Annotated in this window: 16 protein-coding genes; 13 read left to right on the forward strand and 3 right to left on the reverse strand. The window is 54.6% G+C overall.

What is annotated here, in order from left to right; genetic code table 11:
• Positions 1 to 2: 2 nt before the first annotated feature.
• The 5 genes from ABDW36_RS10325 to ABDW36_RS10345 all read left to right on the forward strand — a co-directional run bounded on the left by ABDW36_RS10325 (position 3) and on the right by ABDW36_RS10345 (position 6602).
• Positions 3 to 1097, forward strand: a complete 1095-nt coding sequence (locus tag ABDW36_RS10325; protein WP_343701815.1) for a TlpA disulfide reductase family protein — start codon at positions 3 to 5, stop codon at positions 1095 to 1097.
• A gap of 81 nt (positions 1098 to 1178) precedes the next feature.
• The gene (locus ABDW36_RS10330) at positions 1179 to 2309 is read left to right on the forward strand and encodes a TlpA disulfide reductase family protein (RefSeq protein WP_343701816.1); all 1131 of its coding nucleotides are present in this window, start codon (positions 1179 to 1181) and stop codon (positions 2307 to 2309) included.
• Between the two features lie 703 nt (positions 2310 to 3012).
• Positions 3013 to 4155 carry a carboxypeptidase-like regulatory domain-containing protein gene (locus ABDW36_RS10335; RefSeq protein WP_343701817.1) on the forward strand — a complete coding sequence of 381 codons (1143 nt, stop codon included), beginning with the start codon at positions 3013 to 3015 and terminating at the stop codon, positions 4153 to 4155.
• Between the two features lie 20 nt (positions 4156 to 4175).
• A complete protein-coding gene (locus tag ABDW36_RS10340) occupies positions 4176 to 4532 on the forward strand; it encodes a BlaI/MecI/CopY family transcriptional regulator (RefSeq protein WP_343701818.1) in 357 nt (118 codons plus the stop codon).
• A gap of 36 nt (positions 4533 to 4568) precedes the next feature.
• Positions 4569 to 6602, forward strand: a complete 2034-nt coding sequence (locus tag ABDW36_RS10345) for a TonB-dependent receptor plug domain-containing protein (RefSeq protein WP_343701819.1) — start codon at positions 4569 to 4571, stop codon at positions 6600 to 6602.
• A 109-nt stretch (positions 6603 to 6711) separates the two neighbouring features.
• Here ABDW36_RS10345 and ABDW36_RS10350 read toward each other — a convergent pair whose 3' ends face one another.
• The gene (locus ABDW36_RS10350; RefSeq protein ID WP_343701820.1) at positions 6712 to 7764 is read right to left on the reverse strand and encodes a formylglycine-generating enzyme family protein; all 1053 of its coding nucleotides are present in this window, start codon (positions 7762 to 7764) and stop codon (positions 6712 to 6714) included.
• 113 nt (positions 7765 to 7877) lie between these two features.
• Between ABDW36_RS10350 and ABDW36_RS10355 the strand changes: the two genes are divergently transcribed.
• Positions 7878 to 9254 carry a GH1 family beta-glucosidase gene (locus ABDW36_RS10355; RefSeq protein ID WP_343701821.1) on the forward strand — a complete coding sequence of 459 codons (1377 nt, stop codon included), beginning with the start codon at positions 7878 to 7880 and terminating at the stop codon, positions 9252 to 9254.
• A gap of 108 nt (positions 9255 to 9362) precedes the next feature.
• Here the strand turns inward: ABDW36_RS10355 and ABDW36_RS10360 are convergent, their stop codons facing one another.
• Both ABDW36_RS10360 and ABDW36_RS10365 read right to left on the reverse strand, forming a co-directional pair.
• On the reverse strand, positions 9363 to 10592 hold the full coding sequence (locus ABDW36_RS10360; protein WP_343701822.1) for a hypothetical protein: 1230 nt from the start codon (positions 10590 to 10592) through the stop codon (positions 9363 to 9365).
• Positions 10593 to 10594: 2 nt separating this feature from the next.
• A complete protein-coding gene (locus tag ABDW36_RS10365; RefSeq protein WP_343701823.1) occupies positions 10595 to 11902 on the reverse strand; it encodes a DUF4270 family protein in 1308 nt (435 codons plus the stop codon).
• 259 nt (positions 11903 to 12161) lie between these two features.
• Between ABDW36_RS10365 and ABDW36_RS10370 the strand changes: the two genes are divergently transcribed.
• From ABDW36_RS10370 to ABDW36_RS10400, 7 genes are all read left to right on the forward strand, one after another.
• On the forward strand, positions 12162 to 13178 hold the full coding sequence (locus tag ABDW36_RS10370; RefSeq protein WP_343701824.1) for a hypothetical protein: 1017 nt from the start codon (positions 12162 to 12164) through the stop codon (positions 13176 to 13178).
• Positions 13171 to 13485 carry a DUF4907 domain-containing protein gene (locus ABDW36_RS10375; protein WP_343701825.1) on the forward strand — a complete coding sequence of 105 codons (315 nt, stop codon included), beginning with the start codon at positions 13171 to 13173 and terminating at the stop codon, positions 13483 to 13485. Before ABDW36_RS10370 ends, ABDW36_RS10375 begins: the two co-directional genes overlap by 8 nt.
• An 86-nt stretch (positions 13486 to 13571) precedes the next feature.
• Positions 13572 to 15032 (forward strand): sensor histidine kinase, encoded by a 1461-nt coding sequence (locus tag ABDW36_RS10380; protein ID WP_343701826.1) that lies wholly within the window; start codon positions 13572 to 13574, stop codon positions 15030 to 15032.
• Positions 15010 to 15702 carry a LytTR family DNA-binding domain-containing protein gene (locus tag ABDW36_RS10385; RefSeq protein ID WP_343701827.1) on the forward strand — a complete coding sequence of 231 codons (693 nt, stop codon included), beginning with the start codon at positions 15010 to 15012 and terminating at the stop codon, positions 15700 to 15702. Before ABDW36_RS10380 ends, ABDW36_RS10385 begins: the two co-directional genes overlap by 23 nt.
• Positions 15703 to 15795: 93 nt before the next feature.
• The gene (locus ABDW36_RS10390; RefSeq protein ID WP_343701828.1) at positions 15796 to 16392 is read left to right on the forward strand and encodes an RNA polymerase sigma-70 factor; all 597 of its coding nucleotides are present in this window, start codon (positions 15796 to 15798) and stop codon (positions 16390 to 16392) included.
• Positions 16393 to 16481: 89 nt separating this feature from the next.
• Positions 16482 to 17660: a FecR domain-containing protein gene (locus ABDW36_RS10395; RefSeq protein ID WP_343701829.1), complete on the forward strand. Its 1179-nt coding sequence runs from the start codon at positions 16482 to 16484 to the stop codon at positions 17658 to 17660.
• A 237-nt stretch (positions 17661 to 17897) separates the two neighbouring features.
• Positions 17898 to 21215, forward strand: coding sequence for a TonB-dependent receptor (locus tag ABDW36_RS10400; protein WP_343701830.1), 3318 nt, complete (start codon positions 17898 to 17900; stop codon positions 21213 to 21215).
• Positions 21216 to 21224 lie beyond the last annotated feature (9 nt).

Raw genomic sequence — 21224 nt, forward strand, 5'->3', positions numbered from 1 at the left:
CAATGAGAACTTTTGTGTGCATAGCGCTTTGTATGGCAGCCGCTTCGGCGGCACAGGCCCAGTTGAAGGTGAGCGGGAAAATTACATCGGCCGCGGAAGGGCAGAAGGTGTACTTTATGAGTGAAGATGGTAATACCAGGGATTCTGTGGCGCTGCCCGGCAGCGGTCAGTTCTCATTTGCTACCAAACACAAACCCGCCGCGGAAGATATGTTTGCCCTCTTCCTGGAAAACAAGCCATACCCCCTGCTGCTGGTGGCAGACAAGCCGGAAATTGAGGTGCAGGCCGGGGCGAAAGATTTTCCCGTGGCCAGCGCCGTAAAAGGCGGCCAGCAAACCCTGTGGATGCAGGCCTACCATAAAGCTTTCCAGCCCGTGCTCAGGCGCGTAAACGAGCTGAATGCCGAAGCAAAGAGCATTAACCCTGACGATGAGAACGCCAAACAGGCTTTCCGGGAAAAGGCGCTTGAGTTTGATGAAATGGTGGTGACCACCGGCGCCGGTTTTGTAAAACAACACCCCGCCGCCCAGGCCAGCCTCTTCATATTGAGCGGAGACCTGCGGGAACGCCTCAGCGTGGAGGAATTAGACCAGCTGTACCAGGGCCTGCAGCCGGCGCTCAAAAATACCCGTGCCGGCAAAACCATTGGCAGCAACATTGCCGAAGCCAAAAAGGAAAAAGCGGAAGCCGGCGTGGCAAAAGACTTTGAACAGAAAGACCCCTCCGGCAAGCTGGTAAAGCTCTCCTCTTTCAGGGGCAAATACGTGCTCATAGATTTCTGGGCCAGCTGGTGCGGCCCCTGCCGGGCGGAGAACCCCAATGTAGTACGGGCTTATAACAAATTCAGGAACAAGAACTTCACTATACTGGGTGTATCGCTTGACAAGAGCCGCGCAGACTGGCTGGAGGCCATCAAGCAGGACAATCTCACCTGGACGCAGGTATCTGACCTGAAAGGCTGGGCCAACGAAGCGGCGCAGCTCTACCGCGTGCAGGGCATCCCCCAGAACTTCCTCGTAGACCCCCAGGGCAAAATTGTAGCCGCCAACCTGCGCGGCAGGGCGCTGGAGCAAAAGCTGGCCGAAATATTGCAGTAGCCAACCGCCTATCAAAATGGGCTTGCTTTTCCCGGTGGGAATAGGCAAATTTGCCAGAGACTAGAAAAACAGTAATCAAGCATGAAGAAATTGTTGATGGCAGCGGTGCTTTTTAGCCCCGGTGCACTGTTTGCGCAGGGCAAGGTGAAGGAAGTTCCCTACCAGGTGGTAGGAAGCATCGCGCAACAGGAGAAACCGACCAAATTGTATTTCAGGGTGAGGAAAGACGGGAAGTGGGCTACAGACAGCGTGACCACCCCAGACGGCAGGTTCCTCTTTGCCGGTACCGTTCCGGAGCCTATGACCGCCCAGCTTTTTGCTTCCATCCCCTCTACGCCAGACAACCCCCTGGGCAGAAAAGAACTGGCCGTGCTCTTCCTGGGCCCCGGGGAAACAACCGTAAAGCTGGATAATATTGCAGACAAGCCGGAAGCCGGCGGCACCAAATACCAGGAAGCCTTTAACCAGTTAAACAGTCTTACAGATAACGTAGTGCGCCAGAGCATTGCGCTCAGCAAGGAGTACAGGGTGCTGTACAAGGCCAAGGACGAGGCCGGCATGAAGAAGCTGGAAACCCGCTTTGACGAGCTGGAGGCCAGCCGCAAGGCCATTATGCGCAAATACCTGGCAGACAATCCCAAATCACCCATAGGCATGTACGTGCTCACGCAGGTGGCAGGTTATGAGCTGGATGCTGACGAAGTGGAGCCCATCTTCAAGTCGCTGGCAAAAGACGCCCGCAACACACCCTCCGGCAAGCAGTTTGCCTACCGGCTGGAGCTGGCCAAGAAGCTGGCCCCCGGCCAGCCGGCTATTGACTTCAGCCAGAACAACCCTGAAGGCAAGCCTGTTACGCTGGCTTCTTTCCGCGGTAAATACGTGCTGCTGGATTTCTGGGCCAGCTGGTGCGGCCCCTGCCGTGCAGAGAACCCCAACGTGGTAAACGCTTTCAACAAGTATAAAGACAAAGGCTTCACCGTACTGGGCGTTTCTTTTGACGAAAGCAAGGAAAAATGGGAAGAAGCCATTGCCAAAGACCAGCTGAACTGGCCGCAGGTATCTGACCTGAAAGGCTGGGCCAATGAAGTGGGCAAGCTCTATGGCATCCGCGCCATTCCCCAGAACCTGCTGCTGGACCCGCAGGGCAAGATAGTAGCCAAAAACCTCCGCGGTGAGGCGCTGGAAAATAAACTCGCGGAACTCTTTCATTAATACCGTTGCATTTTAAAAATAGGGGGCCGGACGTATAGCGTCCGGCTTTTTTATTGATTTACAGGCTTTTACATGCCTTAGTGCGTCAAATTAAGGGTCATTTCTTCAAAATTGGCGTATAAGTAATTGAATATGTGTTGCTTGTAAAATCGCTAAAACGGCGTTTATGCCTAAAACACGCACTCCCTATGCACTATCCTGGGAGTATCCTGGGAGTAAGGTGGGAGTAACTACGGAGTAAGGTGGGAGTAACTACGGAGTAACGCTGGGGCAGCCATATGGCTGCCTCCTGGTATCCTGTGGGCGGCCTTATTTTCATAGTACGTTCTCCGCAGGTGTGCAGTACGTATGTAGTACCTATGTAGTACCCCTATATAAGAGGTACTACAAACGTACTGGAAAGGTACTGCAAACGTACTGCAAACGTACTGCAAATACCTTGGCGCCACCTTAGGGGATACCGCCTGCCTACAGGCTGCCTGCCGGCTGGCGCCTTTTGCCGGAAAGTCCTGGTAAAACTTTACAGGGGCAGGGAGCTCGTCCTGGAACAGGTTGACACCTTTGTCAGAAAGTCCTGGAAAAACTTTACAGGATATGGGGGCTTATCCTGGAACAGGTTGACACCTTTTGTCAGAAAAATTTATTTCCCTAAATATTTTGCATTTCTACGAAACATTCGTAGATTTACGACAGACTCGTAATTATGAGATGGTTTACAGGATGTTTGGTGTGGCTGCTGGTGACTTATACCGCAACGGCACAATACAGGATCACAGGCTCGGTAAAAGACGAAAAAGGCAAACCCTTGCCCTTTGCCAGCGCCTTCCTGAACCAGACCACCCTGGGAGACCGCACGGCGGAAAACGGGCAGTTCAGCATCAGCAATGTGCCGCCGGGTAAATACGAGCTGATCGTGTCTTATTTGGGCTATGAGCCGCAATTATTGCCGGTGGAAGTGAAGGCAGACATTACAGGCGTTGCCATTACGCTGAAGCCCAAGGCAGATGTGCTGAAAGAGTTTGTGGTTCGGCGGAATGTGGAGCGGGAACGCTGGCTGAAGGTGTTCGCAAACTTGTTTGTGGGTGAAAGCAGTTTTGCCCGGCAGTGCAAATTGTTGAACAGCGAGGTGATAGACCTGCAGTATGATGATTCGAAGCGTTTGCTCACCGCCAGTTCTGATGATTTTGTGGTGTTGGAGAACAGGGCGTTGGGGTACCGGGTGAAGTTTTTGCTGATCAGCTTCCAGTACAACATGAAATCAGGTTATTCGCTATACTACGGTAATCCGTTGTTTGAACCCATGAAAGCAAAGAACGCCCGGCAGCAGAAGCAATGGGAGAAAAACAGGGAAGCCGCCTACCTTGGCTCTACCATGCATTTTTACCGGAGCATGGCCGGCCGGCAGCTGGCGCAAGACGGGTTCAGCGTGCAGAAAATGGTGAGGAAACCGCGGGTAAAGGATTTTGTGCCGCCATCCCTGCCAGACAGCGCTGGTGTAAAAGTGCAGCCACCGCGCTTTTTTGACCGGGAGGTCAGCTATCTTTATACGGCGCAGCTGCCGTATGACAGCCTGATCAAACCCAGCGGCAACGGTCATTCTCTCATATTCAGGGATTACCTGTATGTGGTGTACACAAAAGAGAAGGAAGACCGGTTGTACGTGGAAAAGCACAAGCCCGGCCAGAAAACGCGGCCAAAAGAGCAGGTGTCCGTCATGCACATGCTGGCGCCGGAAGTGCCGCTGGATGAGAACGGCAACATTGGTTCACCGGTAGATATAGTAGTGGAGCAATATTGGGGCTGGGAAAAAATGGCGGAGATGCTGCCGCTGGATTATAAACACTGAATAATTTTTAATGTAAACATATGGAAAAGCTGACCAAACAAGAGGAAGCTGCTATGCAGGCTATCTGGAAAACGGGCAACGGGTTTGTGAAAGATTTCCTGGAAGCGCATGCGGCGCCCAAGCCTCCTTATACCACATTGGCGTCTACCATCAAGAACCTTGAAAAAAAGGGTTACCTGGAAGCCCGTAAAATAGGCAATGTGTATGAATACACGGCGTCCATTCAGGAGGGTGAGTACAAGAAAAAATTCATGAACGGTTTTGTGAAAGACTACTTCGAAAACTCCTACAAGGAGCTGGTCACCTTCTTTGCGAGGGATAAAAAGATCAGTCCGGATGAGCTGAAAGAGATCATCAGGATGATAGAGAAAAAGTAACAACGCCTGTTTATTCACGTTCATAATGCTTGCAGCATGCCTGAATTAATCATTTATCTCATCAAAGCCAATATAGCGCTCTGTCTTTTTTACCTGGCCTACCGGCTGGGGCTGCGCCGGCTTACGTTCTATACGCTCAACCGTTTTTTCCTCCTATCCGGTATCGTTTTCTCGTCTCTCTTTCCGTTGGTAGACGTGAATGATTTCTTTTCCCGGAATGAAGCGCTGGCCCAGCAGGTGATCACCTATGTGCCTGACCTCAATACCTGGCAGGCCACGCCAGACCCTTTCTCTCCCTGGGCCCTGCTGGAATGGGTTTTCTGGGCCGGGGTGGGCGTGATGTTCCTGCGGCTGATGATGCAACTGGCCTCCCTGTTGCTCCTGCACCGCAACACCGCGCCGGGAACAATGTTGCGCCACAACGTTCGCCTCATGGGAAAACCTATGAACCCCTTCTCATTTTTCCGGAACATATATATCAACCCGTCCCTGCATACAGAAAAAGAGCTGAAAGCCATCCTCGATCATGAGGCCGTTCACGTAAAAGAATGGCATTCTGCAGATGTGATGCTGGGAGAGCTGAACAATGTGTTCTACTGGTTCAACCCCGGCGCGTGGCTCATGAAAACTGCCATCAGGGAGAACCTGGAGTTTTTGACAGACCGCTCCATCCTGCGTTCCGGCATGGACCCCAAGGCGTACCAGTATAGCCTCATACAGGTCAATACTTCGCAATACGCCGCAGGCATTGCCAATAACTTCAACTTTTCGCACCTGAAAAACCGTATCAGGATGATGAATAAAAGAAGATCGTCCCGCCTGCACATTTACCGTTATGCCCTGCTGGCCTGCCTGGTGTGCGGGGTGCTGCTCTCGCTGAATTTCACCAAACCGGGCGCCGTGGTGGTGAACAACGTGGTGACAGACGTGAGAACGGCTATCACCGGCTCCGGCGCGGCAGTGAACGAAATGGTAACGGGCGTGGTAAGCGAAGTGAGAACGGCCATCAGCGGCCCGCAAAAAGATACTACCCCGCGCGGGAAGGAAGTATTGGAAGTGAGGGTAGTGAAAGATACGGTGAAGAAGGTGATGAATACCACTATTGTTGAACGCCGTACAGACGGAAAAATAGATACTGTGCAGTTGAGCTCTTCCGCAGCGGACCTGGACCTGAAAGAACACGATATTGTAGTTATCGGCAGAGATACGGGCGTGAGTATATTCAGCGGCAAAACCGCGAAGCTTGCAGGTAAGACGGCAGCCGTTGTGGTTACCGGGCGACCCCGCAATTTGTCCGGCGTGACGGCAAGTGACCAGCCTGCAAAAGCCCATGCAACAGCCGGCAGCTTGCAGGAAGTAACAGTAACAGGCTACGGTACCAGAACGTTGGCCGCAAAGCCTGCAACGGGCCATAGCGCCAGCGGAGGCAAGGTAACGGGTCTTTCCTTCAGGGGTGTTGCATCAGAAAACAAACCACTGGTAGTGCTGGACGGGGAAATTTATGAAGAAGAGCTCAACAACGTCAAGCCGGAAAATATTGAATCTATCAGCGTACTGAAAGGCTCTTCCGCCACCGCCCTCTACGGCAATGCGGCTGAGAACGGGGCAATCCTCATCACCACCAAAACCGGCAGAAAACGCAGCCCGCAGGAAGTTACCGCGCTTACCCTAACGCCCGCAGACCCGAATGCGCCGGTGGTAGTAGAAGGAAGGCGCAGGAACGGCATGCGTGTGCTGACCTTGAACACTACTACCGTTACAGCGGATTCTGTAAGAACAGTAACAGGCAAGCCCTCCCTGGAAGCAAAAGGCGCAGAAACTGTATCAGCCGTTTACCCTAACCCTACCAGCGGACTCGTAAATGTATCGTTCTATGTACCGAAAGAAGGGAACGGTTTTATGGAAGTGCGTGACATGGAAGGGAAGCAGGTATATTACAAATCCCTGCAGGGTTTTTCCGGTACCTACCGGGGCAGCATAGACCTGAAAAGGCGGCCTGCGGGTACTTATGTGCTGAATGTTTCATTGCCCGGCAACACCCGCATGACCTCCAAGATCGTGAAGCAATAAATTTCCGGAAACGGATTATTACGGCCGCCAGGTAATACATCCCGATCTATATTAATAAAGGGCTGCCCCGGCAAAGGGCAGCCTTTTTTGCTGCCGGCCTTTGCAAAAGTTACCTGTGCGCCCTGAACACACTGCGCGCGCAGCGGAAGCCCAGGTTAGACAGCCCCGAGGTGGGGCTGGTTTTCATTCTTGCGGAAACGCGGTAACCCCTGCAATATTCGTCGCTGCACATGAATGAGCCGCCGCGGATCACGCGTTTGGGCTCCGGGTCAAGCGGGTCGTGCGGCGCGTTGGCGCCCTGCGGGTTGAGGCGGCCCGGTGTTTCCTGTGCGTAATAATCACTGTTGTACCAGTCTGCCGTCCATTCCCACACGTTGCCGGCCATGTCATACAGCTGGTAGCCGTTAGGCGCAAACGATTTGACGGGGGCGGTGCCTTCAAAGCCGTCTTTCTTCGTGTTTTCGTAAGGGAAATGCCCGCTCCAGATGTTGGCTTTGGATTTACCCTCCTGCGGGATTTCGCTGCCCCAGGGGAAAGGCTGCCCTTTGAGCGCGCCTCTGGCCGCAAACTCCCATTCCGCTTCCGTGGGCAGGCGTTTGCCGGCCCAGGAGGCATAGGCCTGCGCATCGTTCCAGGAAACATGTACTACGGGGTAATTGTCTTTTCCTTCAATACTGCTGTTGGGGCCGTTGGGATGCCGCCAGTCTGCGCCGCGTACAAAGCTCCACCACTGGCTTACATCATTCAGGTCTACCGCCTCCTGCGTGGGAACGAACACCAGGGAGCCGGGCAGCAGCATGGCGCTGTCTGGCTCGGGGGAGCCGGGAGGCAGGGTTTGCATCAGCTCTGCTTTGGAAATAGGCTGTTCCGCGGTGGTAACGTAGCCGGTGGCGGCCACAAAGGCGCTGAACTCGGCGTTGGTCACTTCATGCCCGTCTATCCAGAAAGAATCCAGCTTTACCAGGTGGCGGGGGTACTCGTCCGGCATGCCGGTATCATCATCCGCCCCCATTTCAAATGCGCCCCCCGGTATCAGCACCATGGGGTTCAGCTTTTCCACTACGGGCGGTATGTCTTTTTCGTCTGTTGGGTGGCTGCCCGGCTGGCAGGCAGAAAAAATAATGGCCAGGGATATGGTAAAAAGAGTAGAAACCTGTTTCATACGGCGCAAAGGTACAACGCTGATTGTTAAATTGTTAAATTCCTGCCGGAAGTTCGGTGATGTCGGCTACATGTTACATATTACAGGAAGAAAACAACAAAAGGGCATCCGTATTGGACAAATTCAGCCGTAGCGATTTTGGGCCCGCGTTTAAATGGGGCGTGGCCATTTCGGCCTTTCAGAATGAAGGGGCGCATGATGCGCAGGGGAAAGGCATGTCTATCTGGGACGCTTTTACCGCCCGCAAAGGCAAGATCAAAGACGGCACTCACGCCCGCCATGCCTGCAATTTCTTTGAGCTGTACGCGGAAGATATTGCGCTGGCCAAACAGATGGGTTTTAACGTATTCCGTTTTTCCCTTTCCTGGTGCCGCATTATGCCCAACGGAACAGGGGCGGTTAACCAGGCCGGCATTGACTTCTACCACCGGGTAATAGACGCCTGCCTGGCCGCGGGCCTGGAGCCTTATGTAACCCTTTACCACTGGGACCTTCCCCAGGCGCTGGAGCAGAAGGGCGGCTGGTGTCACCGGGGCACGGTGTTCGCGTTTGAGGCTTTTGCCGCGCTTTGCGCGCGTACCTACGGGCACAAGGTGAAGAACTGGCTGGTGCTGAACGAGCCTTTTGGTTTCACCTCCCTGGGTTATATGCTGGGCGTGCATGCGCCGGGCAAATTCGGCCTTTCCTACTTTTTGCCGGCGGTACATCATGTGGCGCTGGCGCAGGCGGAGGGCGGCCGCGCCGTACGCGCGGAGACGCCGCAGGCCAGGGTGGGCACTACCTATTCCTGCTCACAGATCATTCCCTACACTACCAATAATAACGACCTGCAGGCGGCCCGCCGCGCAGACGCACTGTTTAACCGCCTGTTCATAGAGCCCGCACTGGGCATGGGGTACCCGGCAGACGCCTTCCCGCTGCTGAAACGCATAGAACGCCGCTACGCCCTCTGGCGGGATTGGGAGAAGCTGCCTTTCAGCTTTGATTTTATTGGCCTGCAGAATTATTTCCCGCTGGTGGTACGGTACAATGCGTTCATGCCGTATGTGCAGGCCTCCGAAGTGAAAGCCCGCTACCGCCAGGTGCCGCTCACCGGGCTGGGCTGGGAAATCAGCGGGCAGGGCATGTACAGCATCTTGCAGCAGTTTGCCGCCTACAAAGGCGTGAAGGAAATAATGGTAACGGAAAGCGGCGCCGCCTTTGATGATGTATTGCAGAACGGGGAAGTGAATGACAGGGCGCGGGTGGCATATTTTAAAGAATACCTCTCCGCTGTGCTGCTGGCAAAACGTAGCGGCGTACCCGTTACCGGTTATTTTGCCTGGACGCTCACAGATAATTTTGAGTGGGCGGAAGGGTACAAGGCCCGCTTCGGCCTGGTGCATGTAGATTTTGAAACACAGCGCAGAACTATGAAAGACTCCGGCAAGTGGTTCCGGGAGCTGCTGGCGCAGCCTGTGCAGCAGGGCGCAAAAGAGGTGCAGCGGTGAGTGGCGCCATCTGCAAAAATAAACCGGCGGGTAAAGGAAAACCGTTTTTTGGGGGAGAATGTATAAAGGTTTTGCAGAGCTCCGGTTCCCCGTTTACCCGCCGGCCTGTTATAGTTCCCTGCGTTTGAAGAACCAGTTGTCACGCAGGGAAAGGTGCAGCACCACGTTCAGGTAATTCTCTTTCACCAGTCCTTTCACGGCGCGCCCGCGCTGCCCGCCTTCCAGACCAATGTAATACCGCAAATGCCCTGTTCTGCTGGGCAGCGAGGCGCCGGCCGTAACGCCGAAATCTGTCAGCGGTTCGCCTTTCACGCGCAGGTAGCCGGTGGAGTAATTCACGCCGGCCTGCAGTATCAGCCCTTCCATGCGCGTGTTGAAATAATCCCGGTAAAAGGTGTATTCCATACCGCCGGCATATCTTTTGGCGGTGATGTATTTGTAATCTGATTTGTTCTCGTTCAGCCCCTGCCAGTTTTGCTGCCGGTAGTCCGCGAGCCAGGCCAGCTGCCCGTTGGAAATATGAATGCCCGCGCCTATCTGCTCCGGCAGCCGGTAGTCAACCGCCTTCCGCGTTTCTGTGTAAAGCACGTTCTGATCTGCGTCTTTCAGCGAGAAGTCCTGCGAGTTGACCAGCTGGCTTTGTAGGCGGTAGGTAAGGCCTGCGCCCAGCTGCCATTCACCCACCTGGCCGCTGTACTGCAGGCCGGTGTTGAGCTCAAAGCTGCGGTAAGCATTGTTTACTTCGGAATATACATCTTCCGTAGTGCCGCCGCCGCCCAGGCTGTCTGTGGTAGACACAGGGCCAAACAGCATGGCGGCAGACGCGCCGATGGAAAAGTTTTTGGTGAGCTGCACGGCGTTGGAAAAATACAGGCGGTTAATGCCGCCGCTGCCCTCCACCGCGTTGCGGATGGAAGAGCCGGTGCCTTCTATGGTGCGGGTGTTCAGCAGCTTGTAGTCTACGCGGCTGTAAGGCATCAGGCCCAGGCTCATGCCCCAGCGTTTGTGCGCTTTAAAACCCAGGGCAAATCTTTTGAACCCGATGTCTCCCGCGGTTTGATAGGAGGTGCTGGTATTGTACTGCACCGTTTTGCCGGCTACGGAGGCCTCAAAGAAAAACGTTTCCATGGGCAGGCGGCTATAGGAGGCCGGGTTCAGCTCGTTCAGGAAATTGTTGGAGCCGCGGCCAATACCGGCGCTGCCTACGCCAAAGCTGCGGCTGTAATCTTTTTCTTCCAGGTCGCCAATGCCGAAGGCGGAGTAAAGAGAGTTCACGCCTTTCTGCGCCTGTGCGTACAGGGTCAGCAAAAGAAGGCATCCGGTGGTAAAAAGTCGCATGGCTATTGGTATAAAAGGTAATAGATCTTTAGTTGGGCGCGGTGCTGGCTGTTTTTTCCATTGCCCAGCACCAGGCGGTTGAACTGCGTAACATATTCCCCGGCGGGGGGAGAAAGCAGCAGCCCGCGGTAGGTATAGCTGTCTGCGTTCATCATGGATTTGCAGTAGGTGGTTACATCGTACACGTAGCTGGTATTTTCAGGGTTCAGCTTGTCTGTTACCAGGCTGCCGTATTGAGACATGCCCAGCGCGGTGAGCAGGGTATCTCCCGAGGCCACCCGGTTTTTGCTGTCTGCCAGGCAAAGCGCCAGCCGCGGCGGCAGGGCTTCCCGCACATAAGTGCCGCTCACGGGCCGCAGCACCAGCTCCGCCCGCTGTATGCGGCCGTACCGCCCCAGCTCCTGCAGCGCGGAAAGAGAGGGGAAGTCCATCCGGACGAGGGCGCCGCTCAGCGCCTGCAGGTAAGCGCGGTTGCCTGTAGCTTCACTCGCCAGGCCGGCGCCCGGTTGCAGGCCTTCCAGCGGCGTGCCGCCGCGCTCCCGCTGTATGGCGTTGTATTGCAGCTCGGGCGTGGTCATTAAAAAATCCAGGTACTTTTCTTCTTTCTCATGCGTTACCACATGGTAGTGCAGGCGCAGGTAAAGGCTGCTGTCTGCCGCGGTGAAGCCGAACACCGCCGTGTTATTGCTGCCCCTGATGTGCAGGCCTTTAAAATATTCGCGGAAAAAATCTTCGGAAGATACTTCGGTGGCCTTGTTCTTCAACAGTGTAAACAGCTCCGCGCCTTTGGCATCGTTGAGCCGCAGGTGCAGCAGGTTACCCGCTGTGGGCGTTATCAGCACGGGCTGCGAGAACAGCGGCGTGCTGCTGTAAGAGAATTGCTGGTGGCTGAACAGCATGGTGTAATTCTCCGGCAATACCAGCGGCTGCTGCAGCTGGTATACCTGCAGGGTCTGCAGGGGCAATGTATCCCCATAGGCGTACCCGTTGGGTTTCATCACCAGCTCTATGGAATCATACACGGCGTTGTCTGCCAGCGTGCGCTCTGTGGGCAATGCTACGCGGAAGTAGCTGCCTGCGCTGATCTTTCCGAAGTATTCATCCGTATACACGCCGGCCAGCGCTATGCCGGTGCCGGAGGTGGCAATGGAATCAGGCTGCACGGTACGCATCTGTATCTCCAGCGTGTCCAGCAGCGTATACTGCACATGGCCGCCGTCCGTCACGTTATCATAGGTAAACCCCGCTTTGTCACACGCCGCGAAGCTGCACGCGGCCGCTACTCCCAGTAATATTTTTTGTACTTGCATAACGGCGCAATGATAATCAGCCTGCATGGGCTGCATACGGGTATTATGCCAGTGTGGGATATTTATCGATGAGTGCAGGCATATGGCCGGTGGTTGCCATTTTAAGGCCGTTTACAGGCCTTTTGCGGTAAAAGGATAAAACCCCGGTGTTGGCAGATGAAAAGGCCGTATTCATCCCCGTATGCCTCCTTTCCGTCTATTTTATCATACCTGTAACAGTTACCCCGATAATTTTGAAACCGTTAAAAAAAACAATTGTATGCACATTGCAAGAAACTATGGATGGATACTGGTGGGCCTGCTGGCAGCTTGTTCCAAAAGCGATTCTACGGACGATGAGACGGGTAACTGGGTGGAGGTATCGGAAATGAGCGGCAAGCCGCGTTCCGAAGCGGTGGCCTTTACCATTGGGGATACGGCTTACATCGGCACCGGGTACGACGGGGAAAAATATCTCCGAGATTTCTGGAAGTACACACCTTCCCGCGGCTGGAGCCAGATCAACGATCTGCCTGAACAGGCGCCTGTGCGCAGCAGCGCTACCGCCTTTGTGATCAACAATGTGGCTTATGTGGGCACGGGCTTTGACGGCCTGAACCGCCTGAACGATCTCTGGGCGTATTCTCCGGCTACGGGCAACTGGGCGCCCAAAGCGCCGCTGGCAGGGCCCAACCCCGCCATCAGCCTGGCGCGCCGGGATGCCGTGGGTTTTGCCCTGAAAGGCATGGGCTACATTGCCACGGGGAATGACGGCGGCGCGCTGAAAGACGTATGGCAGTATGACCCCGTGAAAGACGAGTGGAACGAGCGCCAGTCTTTCGGCGGTTCCAAACGCACGGAAGCCGTGGCCTTTGTAATTGCGGACAAGGCTTATATAGTGACCGGCACCAACAACGCCGAATACAAAACAGACTTTTACGTATACGATGCGGATGAAGACAACTGGACGCCTAAAAGACAGATCGCCAACCTGAGCGATGAAGATTATGACAACGACTATGATATTGTGCGCAGCAATGCCGTGGCCTTTGTCATGAACAACAAGGGTTATGTGGCCACCGGTTCCAAAGGCGGCCTTTCTGCCCACACCTGGGAGTATGACCCTGTTGCAGACCTGTGGACCAAGCGGCGTGATTTTGAAGGCGTGGCCCGTACCGGCGCCTGCGCCTTTACGCTGGGCGGCAAAGGGTATGTATTGGCAGGCCGCACTTCCAGCCTGCCGCTGGATGATATTTACAGGTTTGAACCGGACCAGGAGTACAATGAAAATGATTAAACGATTCCATCGCCTGGTGATGTTCACCGTGCCACCGGCCGCACTGTTTTTTTCCTGCCAGGGAAAGAAAGAAGGGCTCCGGCTGGCACCGGTGCACACCGGCAGCAGCTGGGGCTACCGCATCCTGCACAACGGCCGCCCCGTTATCTACCAGGCAGAAATTCCGGCAGTGGCCGGGCATCATCCATTCAGCAGTAAAGAAGAAGCCATGCGTGTAGGCAGCCTGGTATTGCATAAACTGCGGCACGGCCAGTCTCCCGCCGTAAGCCTGCGTGAGCTGGACAGTCTTCACATCCGGCCCCGTTAACTTTAACACTTAGTTAAGACTCGCACAGGGTGTTTTAACACTTGCTTAAGAGTATTGTGATGTATGTTTATCGCCGATTAGCGCCTATGGTCAGCATCAGGAACATATTCAGGAACAGGCTGGTAATTATCTCTATGCACATTGCTGCATGGACATGCATTTTCCTCTTTCCTTTCTTTGCTTACCGCATACAGGTGGCAGACCGGTCTTTCTTCATCAAGGAAGCCATCAACACCTTGTTCCTCGTTGGACTGTTCTACCTCAACGTGTACGTGCTGATACCGAAGTTCTTTACGCTCAAGCGCATCGGTATTTACATTGCGTGCGTGCTGGGGCTCATTATTTTTATTGCGATACAACAGGCGGTGGTAGAATACCGGTTCATGACCGCCATCATGGACCGGCCGCCTTTTTTTATAGCGGAAGGCGATTCTTCTTTTGTGCCCGCCCCGCCGCTGGAGATACCGCTGCCGGAAGGGGAAGACAGCGCGGTGTTGCAAACGGTGGCCTTTGGCGGCCCCGGCCCGGCGGTTGTTTCTAATGTTATATACCATGCAGATGACGAGCGTGGGCCCGGGCCTGCAATGGCCATCCGTACCGCGCGTGGAGACATTGTGGTAGCAGGCGGTGCGCATGTGATGGCGTTCCGTGACAGCATGCTGAGAAGAAACCCCATGCACTGGCGCAAGCGCCTCTACCGCAGCTGGCGCAGCCATGGAGCGGTCATAGACAGCGGTGTGGCCATCAGGGCCGTGCCGGCAGCTTTTACGGAAGCCATGCCCGCAAGGCCCTTCCGTGACGGGGTGTTCATGATGCATTTTTTCTTCCCTGAAATGCTCCGGAGGTCTGGCACCTTTGCCTTGCTCATGCTGTTCATGAGCGGCTTTATAAAGATTGCCATGGAGTGGTTCAAAAGCGAAAAGCAGCGCGAAGCGCTGAAGGTGGCTAACCTCAACGCAGAGCTGAAGTTCCTGAAGTCCCAGATCAACCCGCATTTCCTGTTCAACAGTCTCAATACCATCTATTCCCTGGCGCACCGCCGCTCCCCTGAAACCGAGCATGCACTCGTAAAGCTCTCCACCATTATGCGTTACATGATCTACCAGAGCAACGAAGACAAAGTGCCCCTGCAAACGGAGCTGCGGTATTTGCAGGATTATATAGACATACAGCGCCTGCGCATGGCGCGCAGCATACCCGTTGAAGTAACGGTGGAAGGAGAAGACGGCGCAAACCTTGAAATTGCGCCCATGCTGCTGATCCCCTTCGTGGAAAATGCTTTTAAACACGGCATCAGCTATACGGAGCCGTCTTACATACACATCCGCATGCACATCGGGCAAGACGGCGTATTCCAGCTGGTGGTACGCAACCGCCTTTTCAGGCAGCGCATGGCCGAAAAGGGCGGGGTAGGCCTCAACAACGTGTTGAAGCGCCTGAGCCTGCTGTACACAGATGCACATACTATAACTGTCAGAGAGCATGGAGAAGAATTTATTGCTGACCTTAAAATTGCGCTGAAACATGATGAAGTGTTTAGCTCTTGATGATGAGCCGCTGGCGTTGGAGATCATCGAGGACTTTGTTGCAAAGGCACCTTTTCCCATGCAGGTGAAAACATTCGAGAACGCCGCCCTGGCCCTCCGCTATTTGCAGGAAGAGCCGGTAGACCTGTTGTTCCTGGACATTAAAATGCCGGACATCACAGGCATCCAGTTCCTTAAATCGCTGAAGCACCCGCCTATGGTTATTTTCACCACGGCGTACGAAGAGTATGCCATGGACGGTTTTAACCTTGACGTGGTAGACTACCTGCTCAAGCCCATCCCCTTTGAGCGCTTCCTGAAAGCGGTTACCAAGGCGCAGGAGTACCAGCAGGTATCCCAGCCCAAAAGCATGGAGTACGATTATATTTTTGTAAAAACAGAGTACAAGATCATCAAGATCAACCTGGAAGACATCCTGTACATAGAAGCATTGAAAGATTATATCAAGATCTACACCAACAACCAGCCCGTGCTCACCCTCAAGAGCCTGAAGGCTTTTGAAAGCCGCCTGCCGAAAGACAAGTTCATGCGCGTGCACCGCTCTTACCTGGTGGCCATGAACAAGATCAATTCCGTAGAGCGCAACACGGTGATGATAGCCAACCAGAGCATTCCCATCAGCGAAGGCTACCGGGACAAGTTCTATGACGTGATCACCAAGTATTCATAAACAGCAATAGCAAAATTTATATACCTGATACCGGCATTTTTGTACTTTTATGTACCGGGCAATGGCCCGTTGTTATAAAAGTCAACCAAAAACTTGCCGAAAGAAGTACCACATAATGAAAGGGAGCTGTTGCAACGGGTAGCGGCCGGAGATGAAGGCGCTTTCCGCAGTCTGTTTGACGCCTACCGCAACAAGATATACTTTTATATTCTCCGCATGACCGAATGCCGCCAAACCGCGGAAGACGGGCTGCAGGACGTATTTATAAAGGTATGGCTGGAGCGCGCCGCCCTGGCGGAGGTGAAGAACTTCAACGCCTGGGTGTACCGCCTGGCGTTGAACCACACTATCAACGGCCTGAAGCGCCTGGCGCGGGAAACCGTTGTGCTCACAGAACTCGGCAGGCAGGAGCCCGCGGTGCAGGCGGCAGATGAGCAGTTTGCCCACCGGGAGCTGAAGCAGCTGCTGGACAGCGCGGTAGAAAAACTGCCGTCCCAACAGAAGCTGGTATACCACCTTAGCCGGGTAGAAGGCCTCAAACACAAGGAAATTGCCAGCCGCCTCAATATATCCCCCTTCACGGTAAAAAAGCACATGCAGCAGGCCCTGCACTTCATCCGGGAGCAGTTTGGCCATCACCCCGTTTCCCCCGTTGTTATCTGTATTGTCTTCAACTTGCTGGGAAAATAAAAAAATAGTTCCCGCTACTACTCCCAGGGTCATTTTCATTTGTCATACACTATAAGGGCCGCTGTACGCCGGCCGCTAAAGTATGTTGTATGCCTGTATCAAAACTGAAATATTTACTGGAAAAGCATTTCAATAAAAGCAGCACACCCGCTGAGAAGGAAGAGCTGGCGGCACTGCTGTTGCAGGCAGAGCAGGATGAGGAGCTGAAGGCCGCCCTGGAAGAAGCCTGGCAAAGCTATGCGCCGGCGGAGGAGTTGCCTGAAACAACGGCAGACCGTTTGTATGCCGGCGTGCTTGAACAGGCCGGCGGGCAACCGGTTATCCGCCGTTTGCCGCTGCTCCGGCGGCGTTGGCTGCGCTATGCCGCCGCGGTTGTTATGCTGCTGGGGGTGGGCGCCTTTTTCTGGCTGCGGCCGCAAAAAACAATGCAGCTGGCTACCCGCCACTCCGCCCCGGCCCGTACAGATGTGGCGCCCGGCAGGCCGGGCGCGGTGCTCACCCTGGCAGATGGTACCGAAGTGGTGCTGGACAGCCTGGGCAATGGCCTCATTGCCACCCAGAGCAGCAGCAGCGTGGTGCTGCAGAACGGGGTGCTGGCCTACAATACGGCCAATGCCGCAGATGGCCCCGCTGTATATAATACCATGACCACCCCGCGCGGGCGGCAGTTCCGTTTGTTGCTGCCAGACGGTTCCCTGGTGTGGCTCAATGCAGACAGCAAAATAAAATATCCCGCTGTTTTCGCGGGCAATGAACGGAAAGTGGAGATCACGGGCGAAGCCTATTTTGAAGTGGCCAAAAACGCCGCCATGCCTTTCAGGGTGCAGATCAACGAGCGTACGGAAGTGGAAGTGCTGGGCACGCATTTCAATATCAACAGCTATGAGGGAGAAGCCGGCATCAACACCACCTTGCTGGAAGGTTCCGTGAGAGTAACGGCAGGAGGGGAGCAGGCGGTGCTGCAGGCAGGAGAGCAGGCGCAGGTAAACAGCCGGCAACTGCGGGTGGTGAAGCATGTAGACGTAAACAGGGTCATGGCCTGGAAGAACGGCTACTTCCAGTTCGGCGGCATGGACCTGCCGGCCGTGATGCGCGAAATTTCCCGCTGGTACGATGTGGAGATCACCTACAAAGGCAAGGTGCCGCAGAAAGAATTTGCGGGTGAGATACCCCGCTCCATTTCATTGAAAAATCTGCTGCGGCTGATCGAGTTTGGCGATGTGCGGCTGGAAGTATCAGGCAACCAGGTAACCATTATAGGGCAATAGAACAGCACATAAAAAAACCGGGCTTCGATTGGCGTCTTGACCCGGTTACAATGTTCTGGCTACATGTAGACAATGCTACCCGTTTTCAGACTGGCATCCGGAACGGGATAGCAGATTTATTAACCAAAACCGTACAGCTAAACTATGAAATTTAATCTGTTCTTGCGGCCGGAAGCCATTTTTATGCCTTCTGACGGACGTGCCATGCCCCCATGGGCGGCTAAAATGTTCTTAGTTATGAAATTGACCTTCATCTTCTTGACTGTTGCATTTCTCCAGGTATCCGCCAGCGGGGTGGCCCAAACGGTTACCTTGTCTGAACGGAACGCTACCCTGGAAAAACTCTTTTCCCAGGTCAGGAAACAAACGAGGTTCAGCTTTTTTATTACAGACAACAACGCGCTGAAAGCCGCAAAGCCCGTCACCATCCACGTAAAGGGCGTACCGCTGCGGCAGGCGCTTGACATGATGCTGGCCGGGCAGCCGCTCACGTACCAGATATTTGACAGCGTGATTGCCATCAAGCGGCGGCCGCTGCCGCCGGAGCCTGCCGCCCCGCAGCCGGAAGCCATCCGGCAAAAGAAGCCGGTAAAAGGCCACGTAACCGGGGAAGACGGCAGCCCCATACCGGGCGTGTCCGTTCAGGTGAAAGGCACCTCCAGGGGCGCGGCCACAGATGCTGCAGGCAACTTTACGCTGGAGGTAGACAATGACGCCGTGCTGATCGTTTCGTTCATCGGCTACCAGACGCAGGAAATACCCGTGGCCGGTAAAAGCGATCTTAATATTCAGCTCAAAACGGCCACCTCCGGCCTCACGGAAGTAGTGGTGGTTGCCTACGGCAGCCAGAAAAAGGTAGACCTCACCGGCTCGGTGGCCAGCGTGAGCGGCAGCGAATTGAAACATACGCCTGCCGTGAGCGTTTCCAATGCCATCACGGGCCTGCTGCCCGGGCTGGTCACAAAAAACGTTACAGGAGAGCCGGGCCGGGATGACGCCACTATTCTCATCCGCGGCAGGAACACCACGGGGAACAACAACCCCCTGGTGGTGGTAGACGGTATACAGAACGCTTCCGGCTGGCAGCGCATCAACCCGAACGACATTGAGTCCATCTCCGTGCTGAAAGACGCTTCCGCAGCCATTTACGGGGCGCAGGCCGCCAACGGCGTTATTCTCATCACCACCAAAAGAGGCAACACCGGCAAGCCGACCATCAGCTACACCTACAACCAGGGCTTCACCCAGCCCACGCAAATACCTGAAATGGGCAACTCCGCCACGCTGGCGGGCTACTTCAACGAAATGCTGATCAAACAAGGCCAGCAGCCGCAATTCACGGAAGAAGAGATCAGGAAATTCGCAGACGGCTCAGACCCGGTGAACTATCCCAACGTAAACTGGTTTGATGAAGTGCTGCGGAAATTCAGCCCGCAAAGCCAGCATCACCTCAATGTAAGAGGCGGCAACAAAGACATCCGCTACCTGCTGTCCGGCTCGTACTCCAACCAGAACAGCATCTTCAAAAAAGGCAGCCACAACTTCAAGGTGTATTCCCTCCGCTCCAACCTGGATGCGCAGATCAACAAATACATCAAGGTAAGCCTTGATCTCAACGGCAATATAGATGAAGGCAATTATCCCGCCTTCAATACCACCGCTGCCGCCGCTACCCGGCAAATTTTCCAGGCGCTGAACAACAACCTGCCTTTCATGCCGGTGTATTACGCCAACGGCCTGCCGTCTGCCGGCGTGGAGCGCGGAGAGAACCCGGCCATCATGGCCTCGGATGCTACCGGCAACAGCAATAGCCGCATACAGCGCTTCTTTGCCAAAGCCGGTTTTGATATCAGCATCCCCTGGGTGGAAGGCCTGGGAGCGGACGGTTATTTCAACTACCGCAACGTAACCAGTATCGGGAAAAACTGGCAAACGCCGTGGACGGTGTATAACTACGATAAAGCCAATAATACCTACCTGCCCGTAACAGGCGGCGGCATTGTATTACCGCAGCTGACGCAGACCGTGGGCGTAGACAGGAACACGCTCATCAACCTGCGCCTGAAATATGAAAGGCGGTTCAATGAGCACTTCGTGAACACCTTTGTGGCCGTAGAACAATCAAAGGGGCGGAGTGACGATCTTTCCGCTTTCCGCCGCAACTTTATTTCCACCGAAATAGACGAGCTGTTTGCCGGCAGCCTCATTAACCAGGAAGCAGACGGTACGGCGCTTGAAACCGGCCGGCAGAACGTTTTTGGCCGCCTGCATTACGACTTCAGGGAGAAGTACCTGCTTGATTTTAATTTCCGGTACGACGGGTCTTCCAACTTCCCGGAAGGCAGACGGTTCGGCTTCTTCCCCGGCGTTGCGGTGGCCTGGCGCATTTCAGGAGAGAACTTTGTGAAAGAACGGTTCAGTTTTATAGACAACCTCAAGCTGCGCGCATCCATTGGCCAGATGGGGAATGACCTGATTGATCCCTTCCAGTTCCTCACTTTGTACACGCTGGGCAACAAGGGGTATAATTTCGGCCTGCCCGCCAGCCAGTCACTCGGCCTTACCGCCGGCGTTACGCCCAACCCCTTCGTAACCTGGGAAGTAGCCACCCTCAGCAACCTGGGCCTGGACGGTATTTTCTGGAACGGTTTGCTGGGCTTCACGTTCGATGTGTTCAAACAACGGCGCTCCAACATCCTGGCCACCCGCAACCTGGCCGTGCCTTCCTTTACGGGGCTTTCACTGCCCAACGAGAACATTGGCGTGGTGGAGAACAAAGGTTTTGAGCTGGAGCTGTCTCATGCCGTGAACAAAAAAACGTTGTCTTACCGTGTAAGCGGCAACCTGGCATATGCCGCCAACAAAGTGATAGAGATCAGCGAAGCCAGCAACGTGCCGGTATGGCAGAAGCAGGAAGGGCATGCCATTGACGCCGGCCGGTATTACATCAGCAAAGGCATCATCCGCACCAAGGAAGCGCTGGACAATATACCCGTAGTGCCCGGCACCAAAGTAGGAGACCTGCAATACGAAGACGTGAACGGAGACGGTACCATTACCGCCGCAGACCAGGTACGGCTAGACAGAACGAGCACGCCGCAGATCACCTACGGCGTGAACTTTTCAGTAGAATACAAAGCGTTTTCCCTCTTCGCCAATTTTGCCGGCGCCGCCAAATCGTGGCAGCCCCTGCGTTTCCAGGCGCTGCTGGGTTACAACGCCTTGCAGGAACTGCTGGAGAACCGTTATACGGAAGGCAGCATGAGCTCAAAGTATCCTACCCTGCCTTTACAGTCAGGCGTTAACTCGCTGGCCTCCACCTTCTGGCTCTACAACACATCATTCATGCGCCTCAAAACGCTGGAGATCGGCTACTCGCTGCCCGCGGGCCTGCTCAGCAGCCTGAAGATAGCCACCGCAAGGGTGTACGCCAACGGCAGCAACCTGTTCACGCTCTCCCGCATGAAGCTGGTAGACCCGGAAGGCACCAACGGAGACGGGTTCTTTTACCCGCAAAGCCGCATCTATAACCTGGGCATCAACGTTACGTTCTAAAAGCAATGA

Origin of the sequence: Chitinophaga sp., from assembly GCF_039596455.1 — a bacterium.
Classification (GTDB): domain Bacteria; phylum Bacteroidota; class Bacteroidia; order Chitinophagales; family Chitinophagaceae; genus Chitinophaga.

Excerpts from the sequence above, each read along its gene's own strand:
- ABDW36_RS10325 (WP_343701815.1), top strand. The coding sequence starts at position 3 with ATGAGAACTTTTGTGTGCATAGCGCTTTGTATGGCAGCCGCTTCGGCG.
- ABDW36_RS10330 (WP_343701816.1), top strand. The coding sequence starts at position 1,179 with ATGAAGAAATTGTTGATGGCAGCGGTGCTTTTTAGCCCCGGTGCACTG.
- ABDW36_RS10335 (WP_343701817.1), top strand. The coding sequence starts at position 3,013 with ATGAGATGGTTTACAGGATGTTTGGTGTGGCTGCTGGTGACTTATACC.
- ABDW36_RS10340 (WP_343701818.1), top strand. The coding sequence starts at position 4,176 with ATGGAAAAGCTGACCAAACAAGAGGAAGCTGCTATGCAGGCTATCTGG.
- ABDW36_RS10345 (WP_343701819.1), top strand. The coding sequence starts at position 4,569 with ATGCCTGAATTAATCATTTATCTCATCAAAGCCAATATAGCGCTCTGT.
- ABDW36_RS10350 (WP_343701820.1), bottom strand. The coding sequence starts at position 7,764 with ATGAAACAGGTTTCTACTCTTTTTACCATATCCCTGGCCATTATTTTT.
- ABDW36_RS10360 (WP_343701822.1), bottom strand. The coding sequence starts at position 10,592 with ATGCGACTTTTTACCACCGGATGCCTTCTTTTGCTGACCCTGTACGCA.
- ABDW36_RS10365 (WP_343701823.1), bottom strand. The coding sequence starts at position 11,902 with ATGCAAGTACAAAAAATATTACTGGGAGTAGCGGCCGCGTGCAGCTTC.
- ABDW36_RS10370 (WP_343701824.1), top strand. The coding sequence starts at position 12,162 with ATGCACATTGCAAGAAACTATGGATGGATACTGGTGGGCCTGCTGGCA.
- ABDW36_RS10375 (WP_343701825.1), top strand. The coding sequence starts at position 13,171 with ATGATTAAACGATTCCATCGCCTGGTGATGTTCACCGTGCCACCGGCC.
- ABDW36_RS10380 (WP_343701826.1), top strand. The coding sequence starts at position 13,572 with ATGGTCAGCATCAGGAACATATTCAGGAACAGGCTGGTAATTATCTCT.
- ABDW36_RS10385 (WP_343701827.1), top strand. The coding sequence starts at position 15,010 with ATGATGAAGTGTTTAGCTCTTGATGATGAGCCGCTGGCGTTGGAGATC.
- ABDW36_RS10395 (WP_343701829.1), top strand. The coding sequence starts at position 16,482 with ATGCCTGTATCAAAACTGAAATATTTACTGGAAAAGCATTTCAATAAA.
- ABDW36_RS10400 (WP_343701830.1), top strand. The coding sequence starts at position 17,898 with ATGAAATTGACCTTCATCTTCTTGACTGTTGCATTTCTCCAGGTATCC.